The 14,316-nt window shown below is 54.5% G+C and carries 14 protein-coding genes; 12 read left to right on the forward strand and 2 right to left on the reverse strand.

Going from position 1 to position 14,316, the window contains the following annotated elements; translation table 11 throughout:
- Positions 1-2: 2 nt before the first annotated feature.
- Positions 3-1,403: a chromosomal replication initiator protein DnaA gene (gene dnaA, locus DVA43_RS17870; protein WP_103177629.1), complete on the reverse strand. Its 1,401-nt coding sequence runs from the start codon at positions 1,401-1,403 to the stop codon at positions 3-5.
- A 604-nt stretch (positions 1,404-2,007) separates the two neighbouring features.
- Here dnaA and rpmH point away from each other — a divergent pair.
- The 12 genes from rpmH to DVA43_RS17935 all read left to right on the forward strand — a co-directional run bounded on the left by rpmH (position 2,008) and on the right by DVA43_RS17935 (position 12,826).
- The gene (gene rpmH / locus DVA43_RS17880) at positions 2,008-2,148 is read left to right on the forward strand and encodes a 50S ribosomal protein L34 (protein WP_003849659.1); all 141 of its coding nucleotides are present in this window, start codon (positions 2,008-2,010) and stop codon (positions 2,146-2,148) included.
- Positions 2,149-2,164: 16 nt separating this feature from the next.
- A complete protein-coding gene (gene rnpA, locus DVA43_RS17885; RefSeq protein WP_014072458.1) occupies positions 2,165-2,524 on the forward strand; it encodes a ribonuclease P protein component in 360 nt (119 codons plus the stop codon).
- Entirely contained in the window at positions 2,488-2,745 is a 258-nt protein-coding gene (yidD, locus tag DVA43_RS17890) for a membrane protein insertion efficiency factor YidD (RefSeq protein WP_072036746.1), read from the forward strand. Before rnpA ends, yidD begins: the two co-directional genes overlap by 37 nt.
- Positions 2,746-2,747: 2 nt before the next feature.
- Positions 2,748-4,391, forward strand: coding sequence for a membrane protein insertase YidC (gene yidC, locus DVA43_RS17895; protein WP_103177628.1), 1,644 nt, complete (start codon positions 2,748-2,750; stop codon positions 4,389-4,391).
- Positions 4,392-4,465: 74 nt separating this feature from the next.
- On the forward strand, positions 4,466-5,830 hold the full coding sequence (gene mnmE, locus DVA43_RS17900; protein WP_114316319.1) for a tRNA uridine-5-carboxymethylaminomethyl(34) synthesis GTPase MnmE: 1,365 nt from the start codon (positions 4,466-4,468) through the stop codon (positions 5,828-5,830).
- 197 nt (positions 5,831-6,027) lie between these two features.
- On the forward strand, positions 6,028-6,102 hold the full coding sequence (gene tnaC, locus DVA43_RS25365) for a tryptophanase leader peptide (RefSeq protein WP_103181005.1): 75 nt from the start codon (positions 6,028-6,030) through the stop codon (positions 6,100-6,102).
- Positions 6,103-6,329: 227 nt separating this feature from the next.
- On the forward strand, positions 6,330-7,745 hold the full coding sequence (gene tnaA / locus DVA43_RS17910) for a tryptophanase (protein ID WP_103177626.1): 1,416 nt from the start codon (positions 6,330-6,332) through the stop codon (positions 7,743-7,745).
- Between the two features lie 90 nt (positions 7,746-7,835).
- Positions 7,836-9,092, forward strand: coding sequence for a low affinity tryptophan permease TnaB (gene tnaB / locus DVA43_RS17915; protein ID WP_114316320.1), 1,257 nt, complete (start codon positions 7,836-7,838; stop codon positions 9,090-9,092).
- Between the two features lie 132 nt (positions 9,093-9,224).
- Positions 9,225-10,400, forward strand: a complete 1,176-nt coding sequence (locus tag DVA43_RS17920) for an MFS transporter (protein WP_114316321.1) — start codon at positions 9,225-9,227, stop codon at positions 10,398-10,400.
- Entirely contained in the window at positions 10,369-11,331 is a 963-nt protein-coding gene (gene yidZ, locus DVA43_RS17925) for an HTH-type transcriptional regulator YidZ (protein WP_114316322.1), read from the forward strand. Before DVA43_RS17920 ends, yidZ begins: the two co-directional genes overlap by 32 nt.
- Before the next feature lie 143 nt (positions 11,332-11,474).
- Positions 11,475-12,221, forward strand: a complete 747-nt coding sequence (locus tag DVA43_RS17930; protein ID WP_114316323.1) for a 4'-phosphopantetheinyl transferase superfamily protein — start codon at positions 11,475-11,477, stop codon at positions 12,219-12,221.
- A 38-nt stretch (positions 12,222-12,259) separates the two neighbouring features.
- Positions 12,260-12,826: an NADPH-dependent FMN reductase gene (locus DVA43_RS17935; RefSeq protein WP_103824242.1), complete on the forward strand. Its 567-nt coding sequence runs from the start codon at positions 12,260-12,262 to the stop codon at positions 12,824-12,826.
- 49 nt (positions 12,827-12,875) lie between these two features.
- On the opposite strand, the gene adeP is transcribed toward DVA43_RS17935, so the two are convergent.
- Entirely contained in the window at positions 12,876-14,210 is a 1,335-nt protein-coding gene (adeP, locus tag DVA43_RS17940) for an adenine permease AdeP (RefSeq protein WP_139156311.1), read from the reverse strand.
- Between the last annotated feature and the right edge of the window lie 106 nt (positions 14,211-14,316).

Below are 14,316 nucleotides of genomic sequence, written 5' to 3' on the forward strand. Positions count from 1 at the left end.
CATCACGATGATAATGTTCTGATTAAATTGGAGAAGTCTTCTTTGATGTCGTGGCTTTCTTCACGCAGCTGCTCGATCTTACGGCAGGCGTGCAGCACGGTGGTATGGTCACGGCCACCAAACGCATCGCCGATCTCCGGCAGACTGTGGTTGGTTAATTCCTTTGCCAGCGCCATCGCCATCTGACGCGGTCTCGCCACCGAGCGGGAACGACGTTTAGACAGCAAATCTGCCACTTTAATTTTGTAGTACTCCGCCACCGTCTTCTGAATATTGTCGATGGTGACCAGTTTTTCCTGCAGCGCCAGCAGATCGCGCAGCGCCTCACGCACGAAATCGATGGTGATCGCCCGTCCGGTAAAGTTGGCGTTAGCGATCACGCGGTTCAGTGCGCCTTCCAGCTCACGAACGTTGGAACGCAGACGCTTGGCGATAAAGAACGCCACCTCGCCCGGCAGACGAATGTCGTTCTCGTCGGCCTTTTTCATCAGGATCGCCACGCGGGTTTCCAGCTCCGGTGGCTCGATCGCCACGGTCAGGCCCCAGCCGAAGCGCGATTTCAGACGATCTTCAACCCCGTTGATCTCTTTTGGATAGCGATCCGAGGTCAAAATGATCTGCTGATTGCCTTCCAGCAGCGCATTGAAGGTGTGGAAAAACTCTTCCTGGGATCGTTCTTTATTGGCAAAGAACTGGATGTCATCGATCAGCAGCGCATCAACGGAACGGTAGTAGCGTTTAAACTCTTCGATCGCGTTGTTTTGCAGGGCTTTTACCATGTCCTGAACGAAGCGCTCGGAGTGCATATACACCACTTTGGCATTGGGCTTACGCGCCATGATGCCATTGCCTACCGCATGCAGCAGGTGCGTTTTACCCAGACCGGTACCGCCATAAAGGAACAGCGGGTTATAGGCGCCGCCCGGGTTATCCGCCACCTGGCGTGCCGCCGCGCGGGCCAGCTGGTTCGATTTACCTTCGACGAAGTTATCAAAGGTGTGTTTGACGTTAACGTTAGAGCGATAGGTCGGCTCTGCCGGTGCCGGGACGTTATCCCAGCCCGCACGCGGCGCAGGGGCGACGCGCGGCATCTGAACCTGCGCGGTCTGCGCGGGCGCAGCGGCGACGTTGACGGTCTCTTTAAGGGTTTGGGTGACCGGTTTAGTGCCCACTTCAAAACGCAGCTGTGGGGCATCGGCACCGCAAAATTCGTTTAGCAGTCCGTTGATGTTATTGAGGTATTTGTCCCTGACCCAATCGAGCACAAAACGGTTTGGCGCATACAAAGCCAGCGTGTTATCGCTCAGTTCCGCCTGCAACGGGCGGATCCACATACTGAATTCTGTGGCTGGTAACTCATCCTGCAATCGGGCAAGACACTGCTGCCAAAGCGAAAGTGACACGGCGGACTCCACTCGAACATAAAAAGAAAGCTATTGAATAGTCGTGATTGTTGACACACGTCGAAAGAACCCGGCGTTTAGGGGGACGTGCGAACCGCTATCTGCGGTTTTTTTTACCTGCTCTGGATCCTGGGATCGCGATCAGGACCGCGGATCATAGCCTAAACTGAGCCAGAGATCTTCTGTTTCTCACAGTTTCTTCCCGATTTATCCACAGGAGGAACGAAACGGGGTAAGTGTAAACGATCCTGGCGAAGCGACCCCGCGATTTAGGCCGCATATTGGAAAAATTAATGAGTAACGACAATTTTTTGCTTAAATGATCTAACGAAGATCCTGGACGATCCTTGCGATTTGCCCTGGAGCCCGTATAATTCCCCACCCGGCGCGTGGGACTCGATTTCCTGCGTCTGACGCTGCTCAATTTGCACGCTAAAAACGTGCGGAAAGACGCGGGAAATAAGGAAAGAGAATTGACTCCGGAGTGTACAATTATTACAATCCGGCCTCTTTAATCACCCATGGCTTCGGCGTCCATCGTTCGTTATTCGTTCGGACTCCACAAAAAGTCATTGAATTTATTCAAGTTTAGGTAGAAATCGCCATGAAACGCACTTTTCAACCGTCTGTACTGAAGCGCAACCGTTCTCACGGCTTCCGTGCTCGTATGGCTACTAAAAATGGTCGTCAGGTTCTGGCACGTCGTCGTGCTAAAGGCCGTTCACGTCTGACCGTTTCCAAGTAATTAAGCTAACCCCTGAGTGGTTAAGCTAGCATTTCCCAGGGAGTTACGTTTGTTAACTCCCACTCATTTCACTTTCGTCTTCCAGCAGCCACAACGGGCTGGCACGCCGCAAATCACCATTCTCGGCCGCCAAAATTCGCTGGGGCATCCCCGTATCGGTCTCACTGTCGCCAAGAAAAACGTTAAGCGTGCGCATGAACGCAATCGGATTAAACGTCTGACGCGTGAAAGCTTCCGTTTACGTCAACATGAACTGCCTTCTATGGATTTCGTGGTGGTGGCTAAAAAAGGGGTTGCCGACCTCGATAACCGTGCTCTCTCGGAAGCGTTGGAAAAATTATGGCGCCGCCACTGTCGCCTGGCTCACGGGTCCTGATCGGCCTTATCCGGGTCTATCAACGCCTGATTAGTCCGCTACTCGGGCCACACTGTCGTTTCAGACCGACCTGTTCGCAATACGGAATTGAGGCATTGCGCAGGTTTGGAGTGATAAAAGGCAGTTGGTTGACGGTGAAACGCGTATTAAAATGCCACCCTTTACACCCAGGTGGAGACGACCCCGTCCCTCCAGGACCTTTTGATACCAGAGAACACTAACGATGGATTCGCAACGCAATCTTCTTATCATCGCTTTGTTGTTCGTGTCTTTCATGATCTTCCAGGCTTGGGAGCAGGACAAAAATCCTCAACCTCAGCAGCAGGTCACGCAGACAACGACCACCGCAGCGGGTAGCGCCGCCGACCAGGGCGTACCGGCCAGTGGCCAGGGGAAACAGATTACGGTTAAGACCGATGTGCTTGAGCTGACTATCAACACCCGTGGTGGTGATATTGAGCAAGCGCTGCTGTTGACCTACCCGAAAGAGCTGAAGTCTTCCGAACCTTTCCAGCTGCTGGAAACCACGCCTGAGTTTATCTATCAGGCACAGAGCGGCCTGACCGGTCGTGATGGCCCGGATAACCCGGCTAACGGTGCGCGTCCGCTCTATAACGTAGATAGCGATACCTTTGTGCTGGCCGATGGTCAGAACGAAATCACCATTCCGCTGACCTACACCGACGCCGCGGGTAACACCTTCACCAAAACCTTCACCCTGAAACGCGGTGAGTTTGCGGTAAACGTGGGCTATAACGTACAGAACGCCGGTGCGAAGCCGCTGGAAGTGTCGACCTTTGGTCAGCTGAAGCAGTCCATCAATCTGCCGTCGCACCGCGACACCGGTAGCAGCAACTTCGCGCTGCACACCTTCCGCGGCGCAGCGTACTCTACGCCGGATGCGAAATACGAGAAATACAAGTTCGACACCATCGCCGATAACGAAAACCTGAACGTCAGCTCCAAAGGCGGCTGGGTTGCGATGCTGCAGCAGTATTTCGCTACCGCATGGATCCCGAATAACGACGGTACCAACAACTTCTATACCGCGAACCTGGGTAACGGTGTTGCCGCTATCGGCTATAAGTCTCAGCCGGTTCTGGTTCAGCCGGGTCAAACCGGTACGCTGGCCAGCACCCTGTGGGTCGGCCCGGAAATCCAGGACAAAATGGCTGCCGTGGCGCCGCACCTGGACCTGACCGTAGACTACGGTTGGTTGTGGTTCATCTCTCAGCCGCTGTTCAAGCTGCTGAAGTGGATCCACAGCTTCCTGGGTAACTGGGGCTTCTCCATCATCGTTATCACCTTTATCGTTCGTGGCATCATGTACCCGCTGACCAAAGCGCAGTACACCTCCATGGCGAAGATGCGTATGCTGCAGCCGAAGATTCAGGCGATGCGTGAGCGTCTGGGCGATGATAAACAGCGTCAGAGCCAGGAGATGATGGCCCTGTACAAAGCCGAGAAAGTGAACCCGCTGGGTGGCTGCTTCCCGCTGCTGATCCAGATGCCTATCTTCCTTGCGCTCTACTACATGCTGATGGGCTCCGTTGAGCTGCGCCACGCGCCGTTCGCGCTGTGGATCCATGACCTGTCCGCACAGGACCCGTACTACATCCTGCCGATCCTGATGGGCGTGACGATGTTCTTCATCCAGAAGATGTCGCCGACCACCGTGACCGACCCGATGCAGCAGAAAATCATGACCTTTATGCCGGTCATCTTCACCGTGTTCTTCCTGTGGTTCCCGTCAGGTCTGGTGCTGTACTATATCGTCAGCAACCTGGTAACCATCCTTCAGCAACAGCTGATCTACCGTGGTCTGGAAAAACGTGGCCTGCATAGCCGCGAAAAGAAAAGCTCCTGATCCCAAGTAGGCTGTAGCTAAAATAAAGGCGGTCATCAGACCGCCTTTTTTATTGCGTTAAGAAGAGACAAACCATGAGCCATAACGACACTATCGTCGCCCAGGCAACCCCACCGGGACGCGGTGGTGTGGGCATTCTGCGTATCTCCGGCCTGAAGGCGCGCGAGGTAGCAGAAGCGGTGCTGGGTAAACTGCCAAAGCCACGCTATGCCGATTATCTGCCCTTTAAAGATAGCGACGGAACGGCGCTGGATCAGGGCATCGCACTCTGGTTCCCGGGCCCGAACTCCTTTACCGGCGAAGATGTGCTCGAACTGCAGGGCCACGGCGGGCCGGTGATCCTCGACCTGCTGCTAAAACGCATTCTGACTCTGCCGGGCGTACGTATCGCCAAACCGGGCGAGTTCTCCGAGCGGGCGTTTCTGAACGACAAGCTGGATCTGGCCCAGGCAGAAGCGATTGCCGACCTGATCGACGCCAGCTCCGAACAGGCCGCGCGTTCGGCGCTGAACTCGCTGCAGGGCGCCTTTTCCGCGCGCGTTAACCATCTGGTGGAAGCACTTACTCACCTGCGCATCTACGTGGAAGCAGCCATTGATTTCCCGGATGAGGAGATCGACTTCCTCTCCGATGGCAAAATCGAAGCCCAGCTTAACGAAGTGATGAACGATCTCGACGCGGTACGCGCCGAGGCGCGTCAGGGCAGCCTGCTGCGCGAAGGGATGAAGGTGGTCATTGCCGGGCGTCCGAACGCCGGGAAATCGAGCCTGCTGAATGCCCTGGCGGGGCGTGAAGCGGCGATTGTCACCGACATAGCCGGTACCACCCGCGACGTGCTGCGGGAACACATTCATATCGACGGTATGCCGCTGCATATCATCGACACCGCGGGCTTACGCGATGCCAGTGACGAAGTGGAGCGTATCGGTATCGAGCGCGCCTGGCAGGAGATCGAGCAGGCCGACCGGGTGCTGTTTATGGTAGACGGGACTACCACCGCCGCCGTTGACCCGGCCGAGATCTGGCCGGACTTTATCGCCCGCCTGCCGGCAAAACTGCCGATCACCGTGGTGCGTAACAAAGCGGACGTTACCGGCGAAACGCTGGGTATCAGCGATGTGAATGGTCACTCACTTATCCGTCTGTCGGCACGTACCGGCGAGGGCGTGGATGAGCTGCGCAACCATCTGAAGCAGAGCATGGGCTTTGATACCAGCATGGAGGGCGGCTTCCTCGCCCGTCGTCGCCATCTGCAGGCGCTGGAAGAAGCGGCACAGCATCTGGATCAGGGTAAAGCCCAGCTGCTCGGCGCCTGGGCCGGAGAGTTACTGGCGGAAGAGCTGCGTCTGGCGCAGCAGGCGTTAAGCGAGATCACCGGGGAGTTTACCTCGGATGATCTGCTGGGTCGCATCTTCTCCAGCTTCTGCATCGGGAAATAAATCCGTTGCAGTTAACTGCAAAAAAGCCGCAATAGCATCGCTGTTATTGCGGCTTTTCTTTTCCCATATTACCTGAATAAATACCAAATACGCCTGTTATATTCTCTGTGATTACAATCACAATTAATATCATCGCGCATAGACAAATATTTTCATTCGAATAGTGTAGTAGCGTGTCTAATGAGGATAAATCAATGATGATTATCTTAAATACATATATCACCTCTAAGTGGTTCAATATTGACAATAAAATTGTCAATCACCATCCTTAATCTCCCTTCGCTCTCATTCTCTATGCAACCTGAATAGATTAACACTCTATTTATCCGGTATGCCTGAAATCATTGCGCCCGTAAGGCTGCAATTGTGCCTCTGCACGTCTCTGTCGGTGGAATATATTCTCCCGGTTGCGTAGCGGTATGGCAGGCCCGGGCATGCCTGTATTAATGGTTATTAAAATAGCCACCAGCACCGCTGCGATAAAAACAGGAATGATATAATGGAAAACTTCAAACATTTACCAGAACCATTTCGCATCAGAGTCATTGAGCCGGTTAAACGCACCACAAGGGAGCATCGCGAAAACGCTATTATTAAATCGGGGATGAACCCTTTCCTGCTGGATAGCGAAGACGTATTTATTGATTTACTGACCGACAGCGGCACCGGCGCGGTCACACAAAATATGCAGGCCGCCATGTTGCGCGGTGACGAAGCCTACAGTGGAAGCCGGAGTTACTATGCGCTGTCTGACGCGGTGAAAGAGATTTTCGGCTATCAATATACTATCCCGACCCATCAGGGGCGCGGCGCGGAGCAGATCTATATTCCTGTGTTAATCAAAAAACGCGAGCAGGAGAAGGGATTAGATCGCTCGAAAATGGTCGCCTTCTCGAACTACTTCTTTGATACCACGCAGGGCCATAGCCAGATAAATGGCTGCACCGTGCGCAACGTCTATATTAAGGAAGCATTCGATACCGGCGTCCGTTACGATTTTAAAGGCAACTTTGACCTGCAGGGCCTGGAAAACGGCATCGAAGAAGTGGGTCCGAGTAACGTGCCTTATATTGTCGCAACCATCACCAGCAACTCCGCCGGTGGACAGCCGGTGTCGCTGGCGAACCTGAAGGCGATGTATGCGATTGCCAGAAAATACGATATCCCGGTAGTGATGGATTCCGCGCGCTTCGCAGAAAACGCCTGGTTTATTCAAAAACGTGAAGCGGAATATAAAGACTGGACTATCGCGGAAATAACCCGGGAAACCTACAAGTACGCGGATATGCTGGCGATGTCCGCTAAGAAAGATGCCATGGTGCCAATGGGCGGGTTGCTGTGCATCAAAAACGATGACTACTTCGACGTCTACACCGAGTGCAGAACGTTGTGCGTTGTCCAGGAAGGGTTCCCGACTTACGGTGGCCTTGAAGGTGGCGCAATGGAGCGTCTGGCTGTCGGCCTGCATGACGGCATGGGCCAGGACTGGCTGGCGTACCGGATTAATCAGGTGCAGTACCTGGTTGACGGCCTGGAAGCCATCGGGGTGGTTTGCCAGCAGGCAGGGGGCCATGCTGCCTTTGTGGATGCGGGTAAGTTATTGCCGCACATTCCAGCAGAACAGTTCCCGGCGCAGGCGCTGGCCTGTGAGCTCTATAAAGTGGCGGGTATTCGTGCAGTGGAAATCGGTTCATTTTTATTAGGCCGCGATCCGAAAACCGGTAAACAATTACCTTGCCCGGCAGAGCTGCTGCGTTTAACAATTCCACGCGCAACCTACACGCAATCGCATATGGATTTCATCGTCGAAGCCTTTAAACACGTTAAAGAAAATGCGAAGAATATAAAAGGGTTAACCTTCACCTACGAACCTAAAGTATTACGCCACTTCACTGCAAAACTCAAAGAAGTTTAACCTTCTGTCCCCGGGTGGCTAAATAATGTTAGCCACCCGCAAAGTAAATATATCAATAACATCAGGCTTACCATAATTGATGGGGGCACCATGGATAATGCTTTAGAATTAGAGACTAAACACTCTTCGGTTTGGGGTGTCATGGTTATAGCAGGTACCGTTATTGGCGGGGGGATGTTTGCTTTACCCGTGGATCTGGCAGGGGCATGGTTTTTTTGGGGTGCGTTTATTTTAATTATCGCCTGGTTTTCAATGCTTCACTCCGGGTTATTATTGCTGGAAGCAAATTTAAACTATCCTGTCGGTTCAAGTTTTAATACGGTCACCAAAGATCTGCTTGGCAATAAATGGAATATCGTAAGTGGTTTCACGGTCGCCTTTGTGCTTTATATCCTGACCTATGCCTATATCTCGGCCAATGGCGCAATCATAAGTGAAACCATCGCCATGAATCAGGGCACGCATATGAACCCGCGCATTGTGGGTGTCAGTACGGCGCTCTTTGTCGCGGCGGTGTTGTGGTTCAGCTCATTAGCCGCCAGCAGAATTACCTCGCTGTTTTTAGGCATTAAGATCATCGCCTTTATCGTTGTTTTTGGGTCGTTTTTCTTTCAGGTTGATTACTCGATATTAAGAGACAGCAACGTTACCTCGGCCAGCAATACCACCTACTTCCCCTATATCTTTATGGCCCTGCCCGTCTGCCTGGCGTCGTTTGGTTTTCATGGCAACATTCCCAGCCTGATCATCTGCTATGGAAAGCGGAAAGATAAGCTGATCAAAAGCCTTGTGTTTGGCTCGCTGCTGGCGCTTTTTATCTATCTGTTCTGGTTGTATTGCACGATGGGGAATATCACCCGCGACAGCTTCAACGAGATCATCTCATCAGGGGGCAACGTCGATTCGCTGGTGAAGTCTTTCCTTGGCACCCGGCAGCATGGGGTCATCGAATTTTGTTTACTGGTTTTCTCCAATTTAGCCGTCGCCAGCTCCTTCTTTGGCGTCACGCTAGGCTTGTTCGATTATCTTGCCGACCTCTTTAAACTGGATAATTCCCCCTCCGGTCGTCTGAAGACGATCATGCTGACCTTCCTGCCGCCCACTTTGCTTTACCTTATCTTCCCGAACGGCTTTATCTACGGAATTGGCGGTGCCGGGTTGTGTGCAACCCTATGGGCGGTCATTGTCCCGGCCCTGCTCGCGTTGAAAGCGAGACAGAAATTCCCGGATAAGATGTTCACCGTCTGGGGAGGGATGGTAATCCCTTCCCTGGTGATCCTCTTCGGTGTCGTGGTCATTTTTTGCTGGTTCGGTAATACCTTTAATTTCCTGCCGCGCTTCGGTTGATCCTGCCTGCGTTCCTGTAAGCCACCTCACGCTGAGGTGGCTTTCCTGCCAGGAAATCACCTTTGTCCAAATGGCAACTCGCTAAACCTCTCTTCTCCCCCTATGCTTCATGCCTGCATTTATGGGGGGTTTATGGCTCGTTTTCTGTTTTGTAGTTTTGCGCTGGTGCTGCTTTATCCATCGGGCATTGATATGTATCTGGTGGGGCTGCCGCATATCGCCCGCGATCTGGGCGCCAGCGAAGCGCAGCTGCATATCGCGTTTTCAGCCTACCTCGCGGGGATGGCGTCATCGATGGTATTTGCCGGGAAGATTGCCGATAAAGCCGGGCGTCAGCCCGTCGCCATTACCGGGGCTGTGATATTTGCCCTGGCATCGGTGCTCTGTTCTCTGGCGCAGGAGAGCACGCTGTTTCTGGCCGGGCGCTTTATCCAGGGCATCGGCGCGGGCGGCTGCTACGTGGTGGCGTTTGCGATTTTGCGTGACACCTTAAGCACCCAGCGACGCGCCAAAGTACTCTCCATGATAAACGGTATTACCTGTATTATTCCGGTGCTGGCACCGGTGGTGGGCTACCTGATCATGCTGCAATTTCCATGGCAGAGCCTCTTCTGGGCCATGGCGGCGATGGGAATGCTGGTTTTTATCCTCTCTATCGCAGTGCTGAAAGAGACCCATCCAGGGGCGCATAACCATACTCACACCGCGTCGGTTCCGCCGGAGGAGACGCTGCTTAACCGCTTCTTCATCAGCCGGCTGCTGATCACTACCCTGAGCGTGGCGGTGATCCTGACCTATGTAAACGCTTCCCCGGTATTATTAATGGAAATCATGGGTTTCGATCGCGGCGAGTATTCCACGGTGATGGCGTTAACCGCGCTGGTCAGCATGGCCGTCTCCTTCTCGGCGCCGTTTGCGCTGAATATCTTCAGTCAGCGCACGCTGATGCTGTCCTCCCAGGTGCTATTCCTGGCGGCGGGCGTGGTGCTGGCGACAGCCAGTTCTCCAACCTTGATGCTGGCGGGTATCACTCTGGTTTGCGCCGGGTTCTCAATGGGGTTTGGTGTGGCGATGAGCCAGGCATTAGGCCCGTTTGCGCTGCGAGCGGGAGTGGCAAGCTCGGTGCTGGGTATTACTCAGGTCTGCGGCTCGTCGCTGTGGATTTGGCTGGCGGCGATAATCGGGCTGAATGCACTGAATATGCTGATCGGGGTTCTGATTGGCTGTAGCATGCTCGGCATCACCCTACTTATGGTCATCCGGCCCGCAGCACATCATGAAGAAGCCCCTCAGCAGTCTCGATCTTAACCTGTTGTTGTGCCTGCAGCTTTTGCTGCAGGAACGCAGCGTCACCAAAGCCGCGAAACGGATGAACGTTACCCCGTCCGCGGTGAGTAAATCGCTGGCGAAGCTGCGCGACTGGTTTGACGATCCCCTGTTTGTGAAGACCCCTTTGGGGCTGCTGCCCACCCCGCTGACGGTGAGTCTGGAACAGGATCTGGCCGACTGGATGCAGATTGGCAACCAGATCCTCGATAAATTCCACCATGACTCTCCCGGCGGCCTGACCTTTGAGCTGGCGGCGGAAACGCCGCTGATGCTGATCCGCTTTAACGCTCTGCTGGAACAGGTGAACCAGCGTTACCCACAGGCGACCGTGAAGATGCGCCACTGGGATTACGATTCGCTGGACGCCATTACCCGCGGGGAGGTCGATCTCGGTTTTACCGGGCGCGAAACGCACCCGCGCTCCCGGGAGTTACTGAAGCTGATGCCGTGGTTTATCGACTACGAAATTCTCTTCAGCGACCGCCCTTGCGTCTATCTGCGCGAGGACCATCCCGCTCTCCAGGAGACGTGGGATCTGGAGACCTTCCTGCGCTATCCGCATATCAGCATCTTCTGGGAGCGGAGCGACACCTGGGCGCTGGATGAAGTGCTGAGAGAGATGGGGCGTACGCGTAATATCGCCATGAGCCTGCCCGGATTCGAGCAGTCGATGTTTATGGCGGCGCAGCCGGGCCATAACTACATTGCTACCGCGCCGCACTATTGCCATCACTATAATCAGCTCCACCAGCGGAAGCTGGTTGCCCTGCCGATCCCCATCGATGAAGCGCAGGCGCAAAAGCTCACTGTCCCCTTCACCCTGATCTGGCATAAGCGTAACAGCCACAACCCCAAAATCCTCTGGCTGAGAGAAACCATTAAAGCGCTGTATGGTTCGCCATTGCGTTAATTGCCCGGTTTTTGGCTAAGCAAATGTAAAGTTCCGCTGCAAAACTTCCCTTACCCCCATTTAGCCATTAAAACAGTAGATAAGTTAAGCGATAATGATGTAAACGTTTAACCCGTCTACTGACCATTATCATGGAGCGAAAAATGGCAACGCATTTTGCAAGAGGGACGCTGACCGAGGGGCGGCTGGTTTCGACCAGACTCTCTCCAGCCTGTCATATCGAAGCGCGGAAGCTTCCGGAACATCGTCGAGCACGATTTTTGGCTTCCCGATCGCTGCTCGCTGAACTGATGTTTATGCTTTACGGCACCAGCGAGCTGCCGGACGTAATTACCGAACCTGAGGGTCGCCCGGTTTTTGCCGATCCTGAACTCCCCCGTTTTTCCATTGCCTATGCCGGCAATATTGTGGGTCTGGCGCTGACCACGGAAGGCGACTGCGGTCTGGATATGGAGCTGCAGCGGACCATTCGCAGCATGGATGGTACCCACGCTCATGACACCTACCCGTTATCCAGCAACGAGAACTTATGGGTGCGTAACCAGCACGACCCCAACGAAGCCAGAGCACAGCTCATTACCCTGCGCCAGAGCATTCGTAAACTGTCAGGCGACGCCAATGACTGCGCCAGCCTGCTGCAACTGTTACCGGGTTCCGGTCGTCTGCGGGCGTCCAGAGCCGCGCAGGTGGAAGCCTTAAGCGATGCCGAAGATGTATTGATCTGGTCGATTGCCGTCACCCCGGTTATTGAACGGCTAAAAATCTGGTCATTCGACAGCCGCCTCGGATGGAACGGTCTGCCGGATGTTCCTGCCCGTGCCAATGAACCGGCAGCCCGTCTGATGCGGCTCACCAGTTTACCGGCGGAGAAAGCGATTACCCTTACCTGACCCTTCAGCAGGGCCATCATGATGAAGAAGGAGTAGTGATGTCTGATACGTTGAATGTTGTTACGTTACTGGGAAGCCTGCGCAAAGGTTCATTTAACGGCATGGTTGCCCGCACTCTGCCGAAGCTGGCGCCTGAAGGGATGGCAATTAGCGCCCTGCCGTCGATCGGCGATATCCCGCTGTACGACGCGGATGTGCAGCAGGAAGAAGGATTCCCTGCTGCCGTAGAAGCGCTGGCAGAACAGATCCGCCAGGCTGACGGCGTGGTGATTGTGACTCCGGAATATAACTACTCCGTGCCGGGTGGCTTAAAGAATGCCATCGACTGGCTTTCTCGTCTGCCGGAGCAGCCGCTGGCAGGTAAGCCAGTGCTGATCCAGACCAGCTCAATGGGGGCGATTGGCGGTGCGCGCTGCCAGTATCATCTGCGCCAGATCCTGGTCTTCCTCGACGCGATGGTAATGAACAAGCCGGAATTTATGGGTGGCGTGATTCAGAACAAGGTCGACCCGCAGACGGGTGAAGTGATTGACCAGAGCACGCTGGATCACCTGAGCGGACAGCTGAGCGCGTTCGGGAAGTATATTCAGCGGGTTAAAGCGTAAAAGAAGAAACAAAAATTAAAGCCCTTTTCTCAGAAAAGGGCTTTTTTTATTACGCGTCGATAAACGCAATCTTCAGAATGAACAGTAGCGCAACGACCATCACGCACGGGCTGATTTCACGCCAGCGCCCGGTCCCCGCCTTCATGACACAGTAAGAGATAAAGCCCAGCGCAATGCCTTCGGTGATGGAGAAACTGAACGGCATCATCACCGCAGTGATAAACGCCGGCACCGCTTCGGTCAGGTCATCCCATTTCACGCGCGCCAGGCTGGAGGTCATCAGTACGCCGACATAGATCAGCGCGCCTGCGGCAGCGTAGGGCGGCACCATACCGGCCAGCGGAGAGAGGAAGATCACCAGCAGGAACAGCAGGCCAACGACGACAGCAGTCAGACCAGTACGGCCACCCACGGAGACCCCGGAAGAGGATTCGATATAGGCGGTCACGGAGGAGGTGCCGATAAAGGAGCCGGTCACGGAAGAGATACTGTCCACGAACAGCGCCTGCTTCATGCGCGGGAATTTGCCCTTCTCATCCGCCAGTCCGGCTTTATCGGTTACGCCAATCAGCGTCCCGGAGGAGTCAAACAGGTTCACCAGCATGAAGGAGAAGATCACCCCGGCCAGGCCCAGGTTCAGCGAGCCCGCCAGATCGACATGGCCAATCACCGTGGAGACGCTCGGCGGCGCGGAAACGATGCCGTTGTAGTGCACATCGCCCAGCATCCAGCCCAGCAGGGTGGTGACAATAATGGAGACCAGCACCGCCGCGTGGATATTGCGTGAGGCCAGAATCGCGATAATGAAGAAGCCCAGCACACCCAACAGTACGCTGTGGGAGGTCAGTTTACCGATGCTGACCAGGGTTTCCGGGTTCGCCACGATCACCCCGGCATTTTTCAGCCCCATCATACCGATGAACAGACCGATACCGCTGGTGATGCCTACGCGCAGGCTGACCGGGATATTAGCAATCATCCAGTAACGCACGCGGAAAATGGTCAGCAGCAGCAGACCGACCGCGCCCCAGAAGATAGCGCCCATGCCCACCTGCCACGGCAGGCCCATCGCCTGAACCACGACGAAGGCGAAGAAGGCGTTGAGGCCCATCGCCGGTGCCAGAGCAACCGGCAGGTTAGCGAACAGCCCCATCAGGATGCTACCGAAGGCGGCGATAAGACAGGTCGTAACGAAGACGGCGCTGGTGTCCATGCCAGCAACGCCCAGAATTTGTGGGTTCACAAAAACGATATAGACCATCGTCAGGAAGGTGGTGAAACCGGCGATCACTTCGGTGCGTGCCGTCGTGCCGTGCTCGCGCAGTTTAAACACGCGCTCAAGCAAACCCGCGCCAGAAGACTGGGTAGTGTGTTGTTGACTCATTATCTATTTCCGAACAGGGAGGGAAAATCCGTCGCTATCCTATACCAAAATGCGACAATAGGGGCGGTTGTGAGGTACTTTTTTTCATTGCATCTGCTTATACGGC

Source organism: Leclercia sp. W6 (assembly GCF_003336345.1).
Taxonomy (GTDB): domain Bacteria; phylum Pseudomonadota; class Gammaproteobacteria; order Enterobacterales; family Enterobacteriaceae; genus Enterobacter.